We start from the raw sequence: 17822 nt of genomic DNA on the forward strand, positions 1-17822 counted from the left end.
ACCCCTTATCCCTCAGCCCACAGCCCACAGCCCACAGCCCACACTGCCCGCAGCCCACCAGCCACCAGCCCTCAGCCCTCAGCCCTCAGCCCTCAGCCGACACTGCCCCCAGTCCTCCGCCCCCGCCCCCTCAGCCGAAGCCGTCCAGGACGCGGCTCACCGCCCGCTCGAACAGGACGTCCGGGTCCTCGGGCGCCTCCGGCGCCGTGGCGTACAGCGCGGCCAGCCGCGGGTAGCGGCCCGTGGCGAGCTGGCTCCCCAGGTAGGCGCCGCGCACCGCCGTCTCCTGCTCCGCCGTCCAGGGCACCGCGCGGGCCCGGTCGGCCATGGCGAACTCGTTGACGACGAAGATCATCACCGTGCCGTTCACCATGCCGACGCACTCCATCTTGGTGCCGGGCGGCGCGTCCAGCGGCTCCAGGTAGCCCAGGCACGCCTCCAGGTACCGCAGGGCGTTGGGGCCGGTGGCGTACAGCGTCGTCATCACGCGGTGCAGCCACGGGTGGCGGTGCATGATCGCGCGGGTCTGGCGGGCGGTGGCCAGCATGTCCCCGCGCCAGTCACCGGTCGGCTCGGGCAGTTCGTACTCACCGCTGACCTCGTCGACCATCAGCTCGTACAGGTCCTCCTTGCGCGGCACGTAGTTGTAGAGCGACATGGTGCCGCAGCCCAGCTCGGCGGCGACGCGGCGCATCGACACGGCGTCCACGCCGTGCGCGTCCGCCAGCCGCACGGCCGCCGCCGCGATGTCCGCGCGGCGGTACGCCGGCCGGGGGCCCCGCCCGGTGCGCTCGGGGCGCGCCCAGATCACTTCCGGTACGGCCGCTCGGCCCGCCATGGATCATCACCTCGCCCCCCATCCTAGTTACGTACACCGTACGTAGTGAGCTACAGTCACCCCATGACGACTACGTACGCTGTACTTAGTGAGGGTCTGGACAAGCGCTTCGGCGATGTCCGGGCCCTGCGCGGGCTGGACCTCGCGGTCGAGGAGGGCACGGTCTGCGGGGTGCTCGGGCCGAACGGCGCGGGGAAGACGACCGCCGTGCGGGTGCTGGCGACCCTGCTGGCGCCGGATGCGGGCCGCGCCCGCGTCGCCGGGTACGACGTGGTGCGCGAGCCGGCCGAGGTGCGCCGCCGCATCGGCGTGACCGGGCAGTACGCCTCCGTCGACGGCGACCTGACGGGCGCGCAGAACCTGCGTCTGTTCGCCCGGCTGCTGCGGGCGCCGAAGGCCCGCGCGGACGAGCTGCTGGAGCGGTTCGGGCTCGCGGAGGCGGCGGACCGCCCGGCGCGCACCTACTCGGGCGGCATGCGCCGCCGCCTGGACCTGGCGGCGAGCCTGATCGTCCGCCCCCGCGTGCTCTTCCTCGACGAGCCGACGACCGGGCTGGACCCGCACAGCCGGGGCGGCATCTGGGACGCCGTGCGCGAACTGGCCGAGGAGGGCACGACGGTGCTCCTGACCACGCAGTACCTGGAGGAGGCCGACCAGCTCGCCCACGACATCGCCCTGGTCGACGGCGGCCGGGTCGCGCACCGCGGCACCCCCGCCGGGCTCAAGGCGATGCTCGGCCGGCGGGTGGAGGTCGTCGTCGGCGACCCGGCCGCGCTCCCGGCCGCCGCCGCCGTGCTGGACCGGCTCACCGGCACGGAGCCCGCCCTGGACGCCGCGGCGGGGACCGCCGCGGCGACCGCCGACGACCCGGCGCTGACCCTCCCGCGCGTCGTGCGGGAGCTGGACGCCGCCGGCGTGCCGGTGCTCGACGCGGCGCTGCGCCCTCCGACGCTCGACGAGGTGTTCCTGCGCCTGACCGGCCGCACCGCCCCCGCCGCCCGTGAGGAGGCCGCCGCGTGAACGCGCTCGCCTACGACGGCGCCGCCGTCGTCGGACGCCATCTGCGCCGGATCGCGCACGCCCCGGCGATCACGGTGATGACGCAGACGATGCCGGTGGTCTTCCTTCTCTTCTTCGGGTACGTCTTCGGCAGCGCCGTGGCGATGCCGGGGGCCGACTACCGGGCATTCCTGGTGCCGGGACTGCTGGTGGCCACGGCCGCGAACGGCGTGATGAGCGGCATGTTCACCGCCGCGCAGGACTCCCACCGGGGCGTGATGGACCGGTTCCGCACACTGCCGATGAGCAGGGCCGCCGTACCGCTGGGGCAGGCGGCGGCCGACCTGCTGACGGCGGCCGCGGGCATGGTGCCGCTGATCCTGGTGGGGCTGGCCATGGGCTGGCGGATCGACGGCGGGCCGCTGCGTGCGGCGGGCGCCTTCGGTCTGCTCCTGCTCTTCCGCTTCGCGGCGACGTGGGTGGGGATCTGGCTCGGGCTCGCCTCGCGCAGCGAGGAGGCGGCGGGTCAGTTGGGCAGCGCCACGTTCATGCTGCCGCTGCTGTCGAACGCGTACATCCCGACGGAGGGGATGCCGGGCTGGCTGCGCACGGTCGCGGAGTGGAACCCGATCTCGGCGGTGACGACGGCCGTGCGCGACCTGTTCGGCAACGCCCCGGTCCCGGAGGGCGCCGCCTGGCCGGTCGCGCACCCGGTCGCGGGCGCGATCGCCTGGTCGCTGGTGCTGCTGGCGGTGTCGGCGCCCCTGGCGGTACGGCGGTACGCGCGGCCGGAGGGGTGACAGGAGGGGGCCGTACGCGATAGGCACGGCTCTCATGAGCACCCCACCGCGGTCCCGTCCCCTCGCCTCTCCCCTGCCGCTGCCGCTCGACGGGGTCACCGTCGTCGCCGTCGAGCAGGCCGTCTCGGCCCCGTTCGCCACCCGCCAGCTCGCCGACCTGGGAGCGCGCGTGATCAAGGTGGAGCGGCCGGACGGGGGCGACTTCGCACGCGGCTACGACACGGCCGCCGGCGGGCTCGCCTCGCACTTCGTCTGGTGCAACCGGGGCAAGGAGTCCCTGGCCGTCGACCTGAAGGACCCGCGCGGCCTGGAGCTGGTGCACCGCCTGGTGGACCGCGCCGACGTGTTCGTGCAGAACCTGGCGCAGGGCGCGGCGGCCCGGCTCGGGCTGGACGCGGCGACGCTCTGCGCCGCGCGTCCGCGCCTGGTGGCGGTGGACGTCTCCGGGTACGGGGCGGGCGGGCCGTACGCGCACAAGCGGGCGTACGACATGCTCGTGCAGTGCGAGGCCGGGCTCGTGTCGGTGACGGGCACGCCGGAGCGGCCGGTGAAGGCGGGCATCCCCGCGGCGGACATCGCGGCGGGGATGTACGCGTTCTCCGGGGTGCTGGCCGCGCTGCTGCGGCGGGCGTCGACGGGGCTCGGCGGGCCGGTCGAGGTGTCGATGCTGGAAGCGCTGGCCGAGTGGATGGGCCATCCGCTGCACCACGGGACGCACGGGGGCGAGGCGCCGGCGCGGACCGGGGTCGCGCACGCGGTGATCGCCCCGTACGACGCCTACGCGACGGCCGACGGCGGGCAGGTGCTGCTGTCGGTGCAGAACGACCGGGAGTGGCGGCGGCTGGCGGAACAGGTGCTGGGACGGCCCGAGTTGGGCGAGGACCCGGCGTACGCGACGAACCGGGCGCGGGTGGCGAACCGGGAGCGCACCGACGCGGTGGTCGGCGCGGCGCTGGCGGTACTGGGCACGGCGGAGGCGCTGGGGCGGCTGGAGGCGGCGGGCATCGCCTGCGCGCGGCTGAACACGGTCGCCGACGTGGCCGCGCATCCGCAGCTCGCCGCGCGGGACCGGTGGCGGGAGGTCGGTTCACCGGTGGGGCCGCTGCGGGCGCTGCTGCCGCCGATCACCCTGCCGGGCGGGCCGGAGCCGGTGATGGGCGCCGTCCCGGAGCTGGGCGAGCACACCGACGCGCTGCTGCGGGAGCTGGGGGTGGACGAGCTGGAGCGCGCCGCGCTGCGCCGGGAGGGCGTGGTGGCGTGAGCGGGCGGGGGCGGCCTGGTGGTCCTGCGGTGGCCGGTGGGGGCGGCGGACCGGAGGCGGGGCGGCGCGGGCCGGCGCCGCTCGGGGCGGCCGGCGCTCGCCGCCGGTGCGCCCGCTCCGGCCGCCGGCGCGGGCCCGCCGGCGGCCGAAGGCGTCCCTCGGGGACGCGCCTCAGCCGTGGTTGCCGAAGAGGGAGCGGCGCAGGCGGCGGAGCGGGGCGAAGAGCGAGACGCGCGCGCCCCTGCTGTGGTGCCGGCGGGCGACGTCACGCGTCGTCAGCTCCAGCATCAGGGACGTGGCCTCGGCCACCTCGCACTGCGGGACGGCGGGGCCGCCGAGGACCGCGAGATGGCGGTCGAGGCGCGAGCTGGTCGCGCTGCTCCCGCAGGTGATGGCAGGCACACGTGGCCTGCCGCGCATTGCTATCTGTTCCATGACACTCCCCACCCGTTCAAGGGCACCCGGCCCGGGCCAACGTTAACCCTATCGTCCCCGCATCGCGGGCGTGTATCCCGGTGGCGCGATCCACCGCACACACGGACGGGTCGGTGGTGACTCTTCGAATACGCGCGGTTCCAGGGTGAGTTGGGGCGCTTCGATCCGGTCTTTCGACCCGTTCCCGGAGGGTGCGGGGCGGGCCGCGGGAGGGGTGCCGACGGGGTGCGCCGCAGGCTCGCGGGGCGGTCCCGGAACGGGCGCGGAGCCGTACCGGCCGACGGCCCCGCGGGGACGGCGGGGCGACGGGGCGAGCGGGCGGCGAGGACCGGCGGGGCGGCGGGGCGGCGATCCGGCGGGGCCGGCGGGCGGTGGCGTCCGCCGGCCCCGCCGGGCGCGCTACGCGGCGTTCCTGAAGGCCGGGAGGTAGCCGCCCGACTGGCCGGCGGCCGTGGGGTGGTAGGACTCGCCGATGTTGAGCCAGTTGACGCTGTGCAGCCAGGCCGAGCCGGAGCAGATCTCGTGGCCGGTGAAGTTCGGCACCACGTCGGCCCACGCGAAGCCGTGGTCGGCGGCGCGCTTGGCGGTGGCCGCGTTGAGGTGGTCGGCCGCGCTGTTGATGGCGCGCCGCTCGTTCTCGGTCAGCCCGGCGATGCAGCTGCCGGGGATCGCGTAGAAGCGGGGGTAGCCGAGGACGACGACCCGCGCGGAGGGCGCCTTGCCCCGGATGGCGCGGTAGACCGTGTCGAGGCGGCCGGGCAGGGTCGTGTCGACGTAGCCGCGGGCCTCGTTGACGCGGGCGATGCAGGTGGCCTCGGACTGCAGGACGCAGGTGGTCATGACGTCGGCGAAGCCCGCGTCGTTGCCGCCGACCGTCACGGAGACGAGATCCGTCCCGCTGTTGAGGGGCCCGAGCTGGTTGGCCGTCACATCGGTGGTGCGCGCGCCGGAGCAGGCGGTGAACGCGAACGACGACGGTGCGTTGGCGGCGGCCCAGAGGGCGGGGTAGGCGCGGGGCGTGCGCTTGCACGAGCCGCTGGCGGAGTCGTACGCGCCGGCCCCGACCCCGGAGGAGTAGGAGTCGCCGACGGCGACGTAGTCGACGGCGGCGGCCGAGGAGTCGGCCTGCGCGGCCCCGGCCCCGGCGAGGGTGAGGGCGGCGCCGAGGACGAGTGAGGACGCGAGTGCGGCAACGCGGGACGCTTTCATGGAACCCCCAGTCAGCAGGATCTCTGCGGTGACCTTGGTAGCAGGGTGCCGTGTCCATGCCAATACTTACGACATCGATCGGCGCTCTTTTCCCTCGTACGGAGCCGCGCGTTCCGCGGCGCGCCGAGCGCGGCGCGCAACTCCCGCGCGCGCCGGTGGCGTTCACCCCCACCTGCGCGCTTGTGCCGCGCGCCCGCCGGCCGCCCTCCCGTCGGGAAGGACCGGCCGGGACGCCCGGCACCACGGCCGTTCACCGCGGCGACGGGCAACCTTCCACCGCGCGTACGGCGCCGGGCCGCCCTCACGCGTCGTCACGCGCGGCCCGGCGCGGACGCGGCCCCGCGCGCGGCCCGACCCGACCCGGCCCGACCCGGCCCGGCCCGGCGGCCGAAATGCCGTGCGGGGGCGGCGCGCGTGCCGGATCATGGGCCCATGTCAGCCAACCCGCAGGACGCGCTGCCGATCCGGCTCACCATGGACGACAACGACTCCCCCTCCGACGTGGTGGACGCCCTCTTCCTCGGCCGCTTCGCGACCGGTGAGCAGCCGCACGCGCGCAGCACCAGCCTCGACCGGGTCAGGTCGGGCGCCACGCTCCTCCCGCCCGGCGCGACGGTGCTGCGCTCCGCTCGCGCGGAGGACCGCAGCGCCGTCCTCGCGCAGGGCGAGGGCTGGACGATCCTGGTGTCCCGCTGGAACCGGGGCGCGGACGTCACGGTCACCGCCGTCGACGACGACCTGGCCCGGAGCGTCCTGGCGCAGGCGACGGACGGCGCGCAGGACGAGCCGGAGCCGCGCCCCGAGGACGTCGCCATGGGCTTCTGGTACATGTCGCCGCGGCGCGGCCCGCACCGGACGACCCGCCAGATCGCGGCCGGCACCTGGGACGAGGTGCGGCCCAACTACACGGCGCCCGTCGCCCACGCGCTGGACCGGCTGATGAAGGTCACGCCCGACGACGTCTCGGGCCGGCTGCTGCTCCTGCACGGCCCGCCCGGCACGGGCAAGACGTCCGCGCTGCGCACCCTCGCACGGGAGTGGCGGGACTGGTGCCAGGTGGACTGCGTGCTCGACCCGGAGCGGCTGTTCGGGGACATCGGCTACCTGATGGACATCGCCATCGGCGAGGAGGACGGCACCGGGCAGGGGCGCTGGCGGCTGCTGCTCCTGGAGGACTGCGACGAACTGATCCGCGGGGAGGCCAGGCACACGGCCGGGCAGGCCCTGTCGCGGCTGCTGAACCTGACGGACGGCCTGCTGGGCCAGGGCCGCAACGTCCTGGTGGGTGTCACCACCAACGAGGACCTGGAGCGGCTGCACCCGGCGGTCGTCCGCCCCGGCCGGTGCCTGGCGCGCCTGGAGGTGGGGCCGCTCACCCGCGCCGAGGCGGTCGGCTGGCTGGGCCGGGAGGAGGGCGTGGGCCGGGAGGGCGCCACGCTCGCGGAGCTGTACGCCCTGCGGCGCGGCACCGGCCCGACGACGCTCCCGGAGCCGCGCGGCACCGAGGCGGGGCTGTACCTGTAGGCGCGCGGCGGGTCGTACGCGGGCACCCCGCCGCCCGCGCCCGGCCCCGCGGGCGCCCCGCGCGGCGGCCCCGCACGACGCCCGACCGCGCACGCGGCGGCCCCGCGGGCGCCGCGTGCCCGGCCCGGCGGGCACCGCGGGCGCGCCCGCGCTGAGCCCCGTACACCGCGCCCGGCGCGCCCGCCCTACGCCCCGTACACCGCGCGCAGCGCCTCGGCCGCGGCGGCCTGGGCCTCGGCGCGGGACAGGCCCAGCCGGTGCGCCTCGCGCGCGTAGGCCGCCGCCGCCTCGGCGGCGCGGCGCTCGGCGGCGTCACCGGCCGCCGCGACGAACGTGCCGGCGCGGCCCCGCGTCTCGACGACCCCGTCCGCCTCCAGCACCCGGTACGCCTTGGCGACCGTGTTGGCGGCGAGGCCCAGTTCCTCCGCGAGGCCGCGCACGGTCGGCAGCTTGCGGCCGACGGGGAGCCGTCCGGACCGGGCCTGGTCCGCGATCTGGGCACGCAGCTGCTCGTACGGCGGGGCGGCCGCCTCCGGGTCGATGTCGATCTCCAGCGTCACGGGGCCGATTCTCCCCCACCGGACGGAAATCGGGAGGCGGCGCGGGCGGACGGGCGCGTAGCGTCGGCGCACATGACCGTCATCGTCCGTGAGTTCGTGCCCGACGACGCCCCGGCGGCCGTACGGGTGCGGCGCAGCGCAGCCCCGTACACCGTCACGACCCCCGCCTCCATGCTGAACGAGCGGCGGGCCGCGCCGCCCGCCCGCCGGTACCTGATGCTCGTCGCCGAGCGGGACGGCGAGGTCGTCGGCTACGGCAACGCGGGCCTGGTGCACGAGGCGCCCGAGCCGGGGCAGGCGTTCGTGACCCCGGTCGTCGACCCGGCCCACCGCGGCCACGGGGTGGGCGGGCTGCTGCTGCGCGCCGCCGAGGAGCACCTGGCGGCGCTCGGCGCGCGGGAGGTGTACGCGTGGGTGCGGGACGAGCCGGAGTGCCTGGAGTTCGCCCGGACGCGCGGCTACCGGTCCACCCGCACCCTCCGCTACCTGCGGCTGGATCTGGCCTCGGCGGCCCTGCCGGAGCCGCCGGCCGCGCTGCCTCCCGGTGTGGAGCTGCGCACGGCCGCGGACTTCGCGGCCGATCCGCGCCCGCTGTTCGCTGCGGACTCGGAGGCGACGGCGGACGAGCCGACCGACATCCCGTTCGGCCTGGGCGACTACGAGGAGTGGCTCGCCGACACCTGGGAGGACCCGCTGCTCGACCGGGAGCTGACGGTGGTCGCCCTGGTGGACGGGGCCGTCGCCGCGTTCAGCGCCGCCCACACGGACGGCGAGGGGCGGTACGTGTCGGCGATGACCGGCACGGTCCGGGCCCATCGGGGCCGGGGCCTGGCCACGCTCGCCAAGACCGAGTCGCTGCGCCGCGCCCGCGCCGCCGGCTGCGTGGAGGCGTACACGAGCAACGACTCCGCCAACGGCCCGATGCTCGCCATCAACCGGCGCCTCGGGTACGAGCCCTGCGCGACGGAGGTGCGGCATGTCCGCTCGCTCGGTTGACGTCGTCCTCCTCAAGGCGGGCCGCACGAAGATCCGCTACCCGGCGGAGGTCGTCTCCGACGACGGCACGGTGCTCACCGTCCGGGCCGCGTGGGCGGGCGGCGGCGTGCGCGACTTCGGCTTCGTGCGGTTCGAGCCCGGGGACGTGTTCACCGAGCACTACCGGCGGGACCGGTGGTACTCGGTGAAGGAGGTGCGGGCCGTCGACGGCACGCTGAAGGGCTGGTACTGCGACGTCACCCGGCCCGCCGAGGTGCGGGGCGGCGAGGTGGTCGTGGAGGACCTGGACCTGGACCTGTGGGTGTCGGCGGACCGGCGGCTGGTGCTGCGGCTCGACGAGGACGAGTTCGCGGCGAGCGGGCTGGCGGAGCGCGACCCGGAGGCGGCGGCCCGCGCGGTGCGGGCGCTGGACGACCTGGAGGCCCTGGCCCGCGGGGGCGGCGAACTGCGGTAGTGCCGGCGTGCCGTACGGCTGCGGTGCGGGGCCGTACGGCACGCCGGGCGCGGGTCAGCCGAGGACCGAGGCGCAGGTGGTGGGGGTGGCGCGCGCGGGGTCGAGGGCGTTGGCCACCTCGTGGAAGGCGATCCGGTCGACCAGCCCGATGGCCAGGTGCTCGGAGAGGTCGAGGGGGCACAGGTCCTGGAGGAGCACGTTGCGCACGTTCGGCCCGTCGAGGAACGAGGAGCGGTACGGGGTGACGACCTGGTCGTACCGGGTGGCGATGACGGTGTAGCGGACGCCGGGCACCGTGTCGCCGCCCTCGTTGAGCCGCTGGAGGAAGGGGGAGCCGGCGATCTGGTCGGCGAGGGCGGGGGTCTTCGCGCTGATGAGGTCGGCCGCGCCGGGGAAGTGCGGCAGCAGCCGGGTGAGGCCGTGCAGGGTGGTGCCGTGGTTGTCGGGGGCGATGCCGACGAGCGCGTTCACCTTCTCGGCGCCGCCGAGGAACTTGAGGTAGTGGCGGGGCATCATGCCGCCCTGGGAGTGGCCCACGATGTCCACCTCGCGGGCACCGGTCGCGCCGAGGACCCGGTCGACGTACGCGTCGAGCTGCCCGGCGGACTCGGCGACGGGGCCGAGGCCGTGGAAGAACGGCACACCGGGCAGCTGCCCGTAGTCGAGGGAGAAGACGCAGTAGCCGCGCCGCACCAGGTAGGGGGCGAGTCCCAGCCAGTTGTCGACGGAGTTGCCGAACGTGCCGTGGACGAGGACGACGGGGCGCGGGTGGGCGGCGGAGGGCTTGCAGGCGTAGTCGTTCCAGCCCGCCCCGGACGCCCCGGCCGTGGCGGCCGTGGTGGCCGTGGCGGCGGTCCGGTCGGTGACGGCGGGCGGGGTCGCGGCGTGCGCGGTGGCGGCCGGGGCGAAGAGGAGCGCGGCGGCGAGCAGGAGGAGCGCGGTCAGGGCTCGCAGGGCGCGCCGCGGTGCGGCGGGCGGGCGCGGGGGCAGCATCGAGTGGTCTCCTGGCGGTTGGAGGGAAGGGCGGGGTTGCGCCCCAGCGGCCCGGACCACTGACGGGGATGGCGCGGCGCGCACGGCGTCGCGCGCCCCCTGCCCTCGCGGCTCGCGTGGCAGGGGGAACTCCTCGGCCAAATTACGGAGCGGCCCTCCAGGAGGGAAGTTACGCGTCGGTAAAAACTCGGCGGAGGCGACGCGGGTGTGCCTCGGCGCAGGCGCGGGGGCGTCCTTGGCGGGTGCCCCCGGCGCAGGCGGGCCCCTGGGCGGAGGCGGCTCGGGCGCCTTCCGCCGAGGGGCGCGGGCGCTACGCGGCGAGGGAGCCGGGGATGATCGCGCCGGGGCCGAACCGGGCGCGGGCCCGGTCCGCGACCGCTTCGAGGCGCCGCGCCTTCTCGTCGGCCGGGTCCAGGGAGAGCTGGTGGGCGGCGTGCTCGGCGGGGGCCAGGCCCTCGGCGCGCAGGGTGACGCCGCGCACCCGCGCGCGCTGGAGGGCGAGCCCGTCGTGGAGGGCGTACGCGGCGGAGGTCAGCTCCGCGGAGTGCGCGGTCGGCTCGCGCAGGGTGCGGGTGCGCGTGGTGGTGGAGCGGTCGGCGTACCGCACGGTGAGGGCGAGGGCGCGGCAGACCTGGCCCTCGCCCCGCATGCGGGCGCCCAGCTCCTGGGCGGCGGAGAGCAGGGCGCGGCGCTGCCGGTCGCGGTCGGTCTCGTCGCGCGGGAAGGTCCGCTCGGCGGCGGCGGAGCGGGCGGCGGCGTTGGGGACGACGCGGGAGCGGTCGACGCCGTGCGCCCTCTCCCACAGGTCGCGTCCGGTGCGGGCGCCGGTGACACGCTGGAGCACCGCGAGCGGGGCGTCCGCGACGCGCCCGGCCGTGTCCAGCCCGTACGCGCACAGGGTGCGGGCGGTGGCCGGGCCGACGCCGTCGAGGGCGTTCACCGGCAGGCCGCGCAGGAAGCCGGCCGGGTCGGTGACGACGAGGGTGGCGCCGGGGGCGGCGCGCCGCGCGGCCATGCGGGCGAGCATCGGGTTGGGGCCCGCGCCGATGGCGCAGTCCACGCCGTGCAGGGCGAGGGCGCGGACGCGGATCACGGCGGCCAGCTCGGCGGGGCCGCGCCCGAAGTACCGTACGGCGCCGCGCAGGTCGGCGAGGGCGGCGTCCGGCGGCTCGGCCTGCACGACGGGGGTGAACTCACCGAGCAGGGACAGGAGTTGCGGCAGCAGCGCCTCGTGCATGGGCGCGAGGCGGAAGCGCACGCAGAGGATCTCGGGGGCGGCCGTCATCCCGCGCTCCCCTGGCTCTGGTGCCACAGCCTGCGGCCGGGCGGGGTCGCCGCGCCCTCCCCGGCGGGGCGCAGGTCGGCCCACGGGTGCATCTCGTAGCCGGTGGGCAGGGTGATGCGGCGGCCGGTGCCGGACGCCGCCTCGGACGGGGGGCCGGCCGGCGGCGCCGCGAGGCGGGCGGCGACCGCGTCGAGGCCGCCCTCGCGGCGCAGTTCGACCAGTTCGGCGAGGTTCCAGGCGGCCGAGCCGACGACGCTGAGGCTGCGCGGGCCGCGCCGCTGGACGGTGCCGCGGACCAGCAGCAGCCAGGAGTGGAAGACGGTGTGGGCGCACCGCTCGTGGCTGTCGTCGAAGAACGCCAGGTCGACCAGGCCGGTGCCGTCGTCGAGGGTGGTGAAGATGACGCGCCTGCCGGAGCGGATCGGCGGGGTCTGGGTGGCCGCCTTGGCCCCGGCGACCAGCACGCTCTGGCCGTGCCGGGCGGTGCGCAGCCGCTGGGCGGTGACGACGCCCAGCTCGTCGAGGAAGGCCTGGTGGTCGGTCATCAGGTTGCGGGAGGCGTCCATGGCCAGGACGCCCAGTTCGGCGCTGAGCCGTTCGGCGTCGGTCAGGTCGGGCAGCCCGACGGGCGCGGACCCGCGGCCGCCCGCGAGCGGGAGCTGCTCGCCGTACGAGCCGGTGCCCCGCTGGGCGCGGTGCAGTTCGGCGAGGTGGAGCAGCAGGTCGCGGCGGTTGGCGCCGAACGCGTCGAGCCCGCCGACCTGGGCGAGCCGTTCCGCGACGGGGCGGCTGGGGCGGGCCCGCTCCCAGAAGTCGAGCAGCGAGGCGTACGGCTGGCCGGCCTGGATGCGGGCGGCCTCCGCCTCGCTGATGCCGTGCACGTCGGAGAGCGCCAGCCGCAGCCCCCACGTACCGGGCGAACCGGACACGCGGCCTGACGCGGAACCAGACACCAGTTCGATCCGGTGGGTGGCGCCGGACTTGTTGACATCCAGCGGCAGCACCGGCACGCCCCGCCGCCGCGCGTCCGCCAGCAGCAGCCGCTTCGGGTACATGCCGGGGTCGTGGGTGAGCAGCCCGGCGTAGAAGGCGGCCGGGTGGTGGGCCTTGAGCCACGCCGACTGGTAGGTCGGCACGGCGAACGCCACGGCGTGCGCCTTGCAGAAGCCGTACGAGCCGAACGCCTCCACGATCCCCCAGGTGCGCGCGACCACGTCGTCCGCGTACCCCCGCTCCTTCGCCCGGCCCGCGAACCACGCCTTGATGCGGCCCTGCGACTCGGGGTCGGAGAGCCCGCGCCGCACCGCGTCGGCCTCGTCCCGGCCGCAGCCGGTCATGACGTCCAGGATCTTGATGACCTGCTCGTGGAAGACGACGACCCCGTACGTCTCCGCCAGCGCCTCCGCCAGGTCGGGGTGCGGGTAGCGGACGGGGGCGCGGCCGTGCCGGGCCTCGATGAAGGGCCGCACCATGTCGGCGGCGACCGGGCCGGGGCGGAACAGGGAGATGTCCACCACCAGGTCGTGGAAGGTGGACGGCTGCAGGCGCCCCACCAGGTCGCGCTGGCCGGGCGACTCGATCTGGAAGCAGCCGAGCGTCTCGGCGGACCGGATGAGCCGGTACGTGGCGGGGTCGCCCGGCCGCACCCGCCGCGGGTCGTCGAGGTCGACCTCCTCGCCCGTGGTGCGGGCGATCTCGGCGACGGCGTGCGCCATCGCGGACTGCATCCGCACCCCGAGCACGTCGAGCTTGAGCAGGCCCAGCTCCTCCACGTCGTCCTTGTCGAACTGGGACATCGGGAAGCCCTCGCCGCTGGTGGGCACCACCGGGGTGCGGGAGCGCAGCGAGGCGTCGGAGAGCAGCACCCCGCACGGGTGCATGGCGACGCCGCGCGGCAGCGCGTCCAGCGCCTCGACCAGCTCCCAGAGCCTGCCGTACCGCTCGCGCTCCCCCGCCAGCCGGCGCAGCTCGGGCAGCTCGTCCAGGGCGGCGCGGGCGTCGCGGGCGCGGATGTGCGGGAACGCCTTGGCGATCCGGTCGATGTCGGCCGGGTCCATGGACAGGGCGGCGCCCACGTCGCGCACGGCGTGGCGGACCCGGTACGTCTCGGGCATGGCGACGGCGGCGACCCGCTCGGGGCCGAAGCGGTCGAGGATCGCCCGGTAGACCTCCAGGCGGCGGGCGGACTCCACGTCGACGTCGATGTCGGGCAGCGCGGGCCGCCGCACCGACAGGAACCGCTCCATCAGCAGATCCTGCTCGACCGGGTCGGCGTGGGCGATGCCCAGCAGGTGGTTGACGAGGGAGCCGGCGCCGGAGCCGCGCGCGGCGACCCGGATGCCCATGCCCCGCACGTCGTCCACGACCTGGGCGACGGTGAGGAAGTACGTGGCGAAGCCGAGCCGCTCGATGGTGCGCAGCTCGTCCTCCAGGCGGGTCCAGTACGCCCGCTTCCGGTCGTGGCCGCGCAGCACCATCCCGGCGGCGCAGCGGGACCGCAGCACCCGCTCGGCGGTCCGCCGGCCGGCGCCCACCAGGTGGGGCTCGGGGAAGTGCACGGTGCCGATGCCGAGGTCGTCCTCGGGGTCGACCAGGCAGGCGGCGGCGGTCTCCTCGGTCAGGGCGAGCAGCCGGTGCGCGGCGTCGCGGCGCAGCCCGGCGGCCTGCGCGACGCGCTCGGCGGCGGCGGCCATGGCGGCGGGGTCCTTCAGCCAGCGCTCCCCGCCGTCCAGGCCCCGGCGCGGGTCCACGGGCACGAGGCGGCGGGCGGCGTCCAGCACGTCGGCGACCGGGCCCTGGCCGGGGTCGGCGTACCGCACGGCGTTGCCCAGCACGGGCCGGACCCGCTGGTCGGCGGCGAAGCCCAGGGTGCGGGCGGCCTGCCGGAGCGAGCCGGGCCCGGTGCCGGGGCGGCCGTGGTGGACCACCTCCAGGCGCAGGGCGTCGCCGTACGCCTCGCGCCAGGGGGCGAGGAGCCGGGCGGCGCGGTCGGGGCGCCCGGCGGACAGGGCGCGGCCCACGTCGGAGTCGGGGCCGAGGAGGACGGTCAGGTCGTCGCCGTGGTTGTCGGCCCAGGGCAGCAGGACGGGGGCGCCGGTCGCGGTGGCGGCGGAGGTCCCGGCGGCGGCGTGGGCGGCGGTGATCAGCCGGCACAGCTCGGCCCAGCCGCGCCCGGAGCGGGCCAGGAAGACGGCACGGGGCGCCGACTCGTCGACGAAGGCGCCGCCGCGCACGGGGGCGCGGCGCCGCTCGGTGGGCGCGGCGGGCTCCGCCGCGGCGCGGTCGCCGATCGCGAGGTCGGCGCCGAACAGGGGGCGTACGCCCTCCTTGGCGCACGCACGGGCGAAGCGGACGGCGCCGGCGACGGTGTCGCGGTCGGTCAGGGCGACGGCGTCCATGCCGCGCTCGGCGGCGCGGGCGGCCAGTGCCTCCGGGTGCGAGGCGCCGTAGCGCAGCGAGAAGCCGGAGACGGTGTGCAGATGCGTGAACCGTGGCATCCGCGCCTCCTCGTCGTGTCCGGACCTCACCACCCCCTCACACCCACCATAGACCAAGTTCGAATGGTTGTACGATTTCGTTCGACGGGGCACTCGGCACCCCGGACCGCGGGCACTCGGCACCCCGGACCGCGGGCTCTCCGCACCCCGGACCGCGGGCTCTCCGCACCCCGGACCGCCGTTCCTCCGCACCCGGGCCCCCTGGCGCGGTGGTGCCGGTCTCAGCCATTCGGACCCTCCCCACCTGCGCGGATACCGGTCCGACCGGAGCGTGGGGGGATGACCCTCGCCTCCGAGGTGCGCAGCGCTGTCACGCCCAGGGCCGCCCTGCTGGTCGTCGGCGTGCTCGCGCTCCAGCTGCTGTTCATCGCGTCCTACGTGGGCGCCCTGCACGACCCGAAGCCCACGGACGTGCCCTTCGGCGTGGTCGCGCCGACGGCCGCGGCGGCCGAGCGGACCGCCGACGGCCTGGCCGCGCTGCCCGGCGACCCGCTCGACCCGCGCGTCCTGCCCGACCCGGCGGAGGCGCAGCGGCAGATCACGGACCGGCGGATCGACGGCGCCCTGCTGGTCGACCCGCGGGGGGCCACCGACACGCTGCTGGTCGCCTCCGGCGGCGGGAAGGCCCTGGCGACCGCCCTGGAGCAGATCGTCACCGAGGCCGAGGGGGCCCAGCGGCGCACGGTCCGGACCGTGGACGTGGCCCCGGCGTCCACCGAGGACTTCAACGGCCTGTCCGCGTTCTACCTGGTCGTCGGCTGGTGCGTGGGCGGGTACCTGCTCGCGTCGGTCCTGGCGATCAGCGCCGGGGCCCGGCCCGCCAACACCCGGCGGGCGATCATCCGGCTCGCCGTCCTGGCGCTCTCCGCCCTCCTCGGCGGTCTGGGCGGCGCGGTCATCGTCGGCCCGGTGCTCGGCGCGCTGCCCGGCAGCATCCCCGCCCTGTGGGGCCTGGGCGCGCTGGTGGTGTTCTCGGTCGGCGCGGTCACCCTGGCCCTCCAGGCCCTGACCGGGATCGTCGGCATCGGACTGGCCGTGCTGCTCATCGTGATCGCCGGCAACCCCAGCGCGGGCGGCGCGTTCCCCGGCCCCATGCTGCCCGACTTCTGGCGGGCGATCGGCCCCGGCCTGCCGCCGGGCGCGGGCACCTGGACGGCGCGCTCCATCGCGTACTTCCAGGGCAACGCCGTCTCCGGGTCGCTCCAGGTGCTCTCCGTCTGGGCGGTCGCGGGGACGGTGGTCACCCTGGTGGTGTCGTCCCTGCGCGGCGCCGGCGACGGCGCGGGCCCCGACGGCGCGGGCCCCGACGGCGCCGCCCCCGGCGACCCGGGCCCCGGCGGCGGGGAGCGCCCGGCCGCGGCGGCCGGGACGTAGGGCGGCGACCGGACCGGACGCCCCCGGCCCCGTACGGAGACGCCCCGCCCCGGCCCCGTACGGGCGCACGGGGCGCACGAGCCGGACGAGGCGCACGAGCCCCCGGCGGTGAGGCACCGGGCCGGGGGCTCCGCGCCGCCCACGGACCGGCCGGCCCGGCAGGGGCCCGCCGGGGCCGTACGGTGTCAGCAGCCGTCGCAGGGGCAGCAGCAGTCGCACCCGCAGTCGCAGTTGCCGCAGTCCCGGCAGCAGCCCTCGCGCTTCTTGCGGGACCAGGGGCCCTCGTACTCCTTCGCGCAGCAGATCTGGCACGTGCAGAAGAGGCCGGTGAAGACGGCGCACCCGGCCAGCAGCCCGCGCGGCGGCTTCTTCATCGGCCCCCCGGCCCCTCCGCCGAAGCCGCCGCCCCGGCCCCCGTGGCCCCCGTGACCCCCGTGGCCGCCGTACCCCCCGCCCGGCTGCCCGCCGTGCCCGACCGGCCCCTCGCCGTACCCGCCCGGCTGCCCGCCCGGCAGGCCCGCGTACGGCTGCCCGCCGCCGTGCGCGTTCGGGGCGCCGTACGGCCCCTGGCCGCCCGCGCCGCCCCCGTACGGGTTCCCCGAGCCGTGCGGCGGCCGGGGCGCGCCGGGGGCGCCGTGCCCCCGGTGCGCGCAGCCCGTCGTGGCGAACGCGCGGTCCACGGAGCGCCGCAGCTCGTGCGCGAGGAGCCGGTGCACCAGCCGGTCGTCCACGAACGCGGCGTCCCGCAGCGCGAGGCGCACCCCGTGCACGGCGTCGTCGGCGAGGCGCCGCGCCTCCGCCAGGGAGGTGCCGGTCGCGGTGAGCGGGTTCCAGGCGCCCGCCCCGGTGTCGGCGGCGAGGTCCTCGACGGCGTCGAGCAGGTGGGCGAGGCGCCCGAACAGCCGGCCGGCCTCCGCGAGGGGCGCGGCGTTCCCGGGGCGGCCGGCGAGGACCGCGGTGTGGGCGAACGCGGCGGCGGTGGCCGTCTCGGTCGGCTCGGTCACCGCCAGCAGGGGCGTGCCGGGCCCGGCCAGCGCCTCGACGCCGGCCTGCCGGTCAACCGCGTCGAGCAGGACCGCCGTGTCGAACCCGAGTTCCCGTCCCGTCCTGGCGCCCGCGGCGTCCCAGCGGCGGGCCACCCGGCGGGCCGCCGCGGCGACCGGCCTGCGGGCCAGCAGCCCGTCCCGGTCGGCGACGTGGTCCCGCATCTTCGCCGAGGCAAGCACCAGGGAGACGGCGGCGGCCAGCCGGGCGCCCTCGCCGCGCGCCACGGGCGCGGTCCGCATGGCGCGCAGCGGGCAGGGGCCTGCGGTGCGCCGCGCGGCCGGGGTGCGCTCGGTCTGAGCCTCCGTCAGCACCGAGACGATCAGCCCGTCGTAGTTGGTGGCGATCCGGGCGAACTGGCCGTGGTCGGCGCGCAGCGCGAGGCACAGCCCGCACAGATGGGCCAGCCACTCCTCCCTGAGCCCCTCGGTGAGGCGGTGTGAACAGGGCCTGACGATTCCGAACATGCGCTCCCCCGTGACCTGAAACCCGATGCGCGGGGCATCGTATACAGGGACGGCGTTCACCCGGACGCGCCGCGACGCGCCCGACC

The 17822-nt window shown here is 77.0% G+C and carries 15 protein-coding genes; 7 read left to right on the forward strand and 8 right to left on the reverse strand.

Going from position 1 to position 17822, the window contains the following annotated elements; all coding sequences use genetic code 11:
* Window positions 1–130: 130 nt before the first annotated feature.
* Window positions 131–838, reverse strand: a complete 708-nt coding sequence (locus tag CP974_RS04955; RefSeq protein ID WP_031134119.1) for a TetR/AcrR family transcriptional regulator — start codon at window positions 836–838, stop codon at window positions 131–133.
* Window positions 839–901: 63 nt separating this feature from the next.
* Between CP974_RS04955 and CP974_RS04960 the strand changes: the two genes are divergently transcribed.
* Genes CP974_RS04960 through CP974_RS04970 form a run of 3 tightly spaced genes read left to right on the forward strand, consistent with a single transcriptional unit; the run spans window position 902 to window position 3898 of the window.
* Window positions 902–1858: a daunorubicin resistance protein DrrA family ABC transporter ATP-binding protein gene (locus CP974_RS04960; protein ID WP_031134121.1), complete on the forward strand. Its 957-nt coding sequence runs from the start codon at window positions 902–904 to the stop codon at window positions 1856–1858.
* A complete protein-coding gene (locus CP974_RS04965; protein ID WP_031134123.1) occupies window positions 1855–2637 on the forward strand; it encodes an ABC transporter permease in 783 nt (260 codons plus the stop codon). The genes CP974_RS04960 and CP974_RS04965 overlap by 4 nt, the downstream gene beginning before the upstream one ends.
* Window positions 2638–2671: 34 nt before the next feature.
* A complete protein-coding gene (locus tag CP974_RS04970) occupies window positions 2672–3898 on the forward strand; it encodes a CaiB/BaiF CoA transferase family protein (RefSeq protein WP_031134125.1) in 1227 nt (408 codons plus the stop codon).
* Window positions 3899–4069: 171 nt separating this feature from the next.
* Here the strand turns inward: CP974_RS04970 and CP974_RS04975 are convergent, their stop codons facing one another.
* Both CP974_RS04975 and CP974_RS04980 read right to left on the reverse strand, forming a co-directional pair.
* Window positions 4070–4333: a hypothetical protein gene (locus tag CP974_RS04975; protein WP_031134127.1), complete on the reverse strand. Its 264-nt coding sequence runs from the start codon at window positions 4331–4333 to the stop codon at window positions 4070–4072.
* A 399-nt stretch (window positions 4334–4732) separates the two neighbouring features.
* Window positions 4733–5542 (reverse strand): SGNH/GDSL hydrolase family protein, encoded by an 810-nt coding sequence (locus tag CP974_RS04980; RefSeq protein WP_031134129.1) that lies wholly within the window; start codon window positions 5540–5542, stop codon window positions 4733–4735.
* 432 nt (window positions 5543–5974) lie between these two features.
* On the opposite strand from CP974_RS04980, the gene CP974_RS04985 reads away from it, so the two are divergent.
* Window positions 5975–7066: a DUF5925 domain-containing protein gene (locus CP974_RS04985; protein WP_031134131.1), complete on the forward strand. Its 1092-nt coding sequence runs from the start codon at window positions 5975–5977 to the stop codon at window positions 7064–7066.
* A gap of 185 nt (window positions 7067–7251) precedes the next feature.
* Here the strand turns inward: CP974_RS04985 and CP974_RS04990 are convergent, their stop codons facing one another.
* On the reverse strand, window positions 7252–7626 hold the full coding sequence (locus tag CP974_RS04990; RefSeq protein ID WP_031134786.1) for a GntR family transcriptional regulator: 375 nt from the start codon (window positions 7624–7626) through the stop codon (window positions 7252–7254).
* A 72-nt stretch (window positions 7627–7698) separates the two neighbouring features.
* On the opposite strand from CP974_RS04990, the gene CP974_RS04995 reads away from it, so the two are divergent.
* Both CP974_RS04995 and CP974_RS05000 read left to right on the forward strand, forming a co-directional pair.
* Window positions 7699–8622 carry a GNAT family N-acetyltransferase gene (locus CP974_RS04995; RefSeq protein ID WP_031134784.1) on the forward strand — a complete coding sequence of 308 codons (924 nt, stop codon included), beginning with the start codon at window positions 7699–7701 and terminating at the stop codon, window positions 8620–8622.
* Window positions 8603–9076: a ribonuclease FAU-1 family protein gene (locus tag CP974_RS05000; RefSeq protein ID WP_031134782.1), complete on the forward strand. Its 474-nt coding sequence runs from the start codon at window positions 8603–8605 to the stop codon at window positions 9074–9076. Before CP974_RS04995 ends, CP974_RS05000 begins: the two co-directional genes overlap by 20 nt.
* Window positions 9077–9130: 54 nt before the next feature.
* Here the strand turns inward: CP974_RS05000 and CP974_RS05005 are convergent, their stop codons facing one another.
* From CP974_RS05005 to CP974_RS05015, 3 genes are all read right to left on the reverse strand, one after another.
* Window positions 9131–10069: an esterase/lipase family protein gene (locus tag CP974_RS05005; RefSeq protein ID WP_031134780.1), complete on the reverse strand. Its 939-nt coding sequence runs from the start codon at window positions 10067–10069 to the stop codon at window positions 9131–9133.
* 310 nt (window positions 10070–10379) lie between these two features.
* A complete protein-coding gene (locus CP974_RS05010; protein WP_031134778.1) occupies window positions 10380–11354 on the reverse strand; it encodes a DNA polymerase Y family protein in 975 nt (324 codons plus the stop codon).
* Window positions 11351–14851: a DNA polymerase III subunit alpha gene (locus tag CP974_RS05015; RefSeq protein WP_031134777.1), complete on the reverse strand. Its 3501-nt coding sequence runs from the start codon at window positions 14849–14851 to the stop codon at window positions 11351–11353. The genes CP974_RS05010 and CP974_RS05015 overlap by 4 nt, the downstream gene beginning before the upstream one ends.
* 279 nt (window positions 14852–15130) lie before the next feature.
* Between CP974_RS05015 and CP974_RS05020 the strand changes: the two genes are divergently transcribed.
* Window positions 15131–16225 carry a YhgE/Pip domain-containing protein gene (locus CP974_RS05020; RefSeq protein WP_223844402.1) on the forward strand — a complete coding sequence of 365 codons (1095 nt, stop codon included), beginning with the start codon at window positions 15131–15133 and terminating at the stop codon, window positions 16223–16225.
* Window positions 16226–16410: 185 nt separating this feature from the next.
* Here CP974_RS05020 and CP974_RS05025 read toward each other — a convergent pair whose 3' ends face one another.
* The gene (locus tag CP974_RS05025) at window positions 16411–17736 is read right to left on the reverse strand and encodes a DUF5685 family protein (protein WP_031136686.1); all 1326 of its coding nucleotides are present in this window, start codon (window positions 17734–17736) and stop codon (window positions 16411–16413) included.
* Between the last annotated feature and the right edge of the window lie 86 nt (window positions 17737–17822).

Origin of the sequence: Streptomyces fradiae ATCC 10745 = DSM 40063, from assembly GCF_008704425.1 — a bacterium.
Classification (GTDB): Bacteria; Actinomycetota; Actinomycetes; order Streptomycetales; family Streptomycetaceae; genus Streptomyces; species Streptomyces fradiae.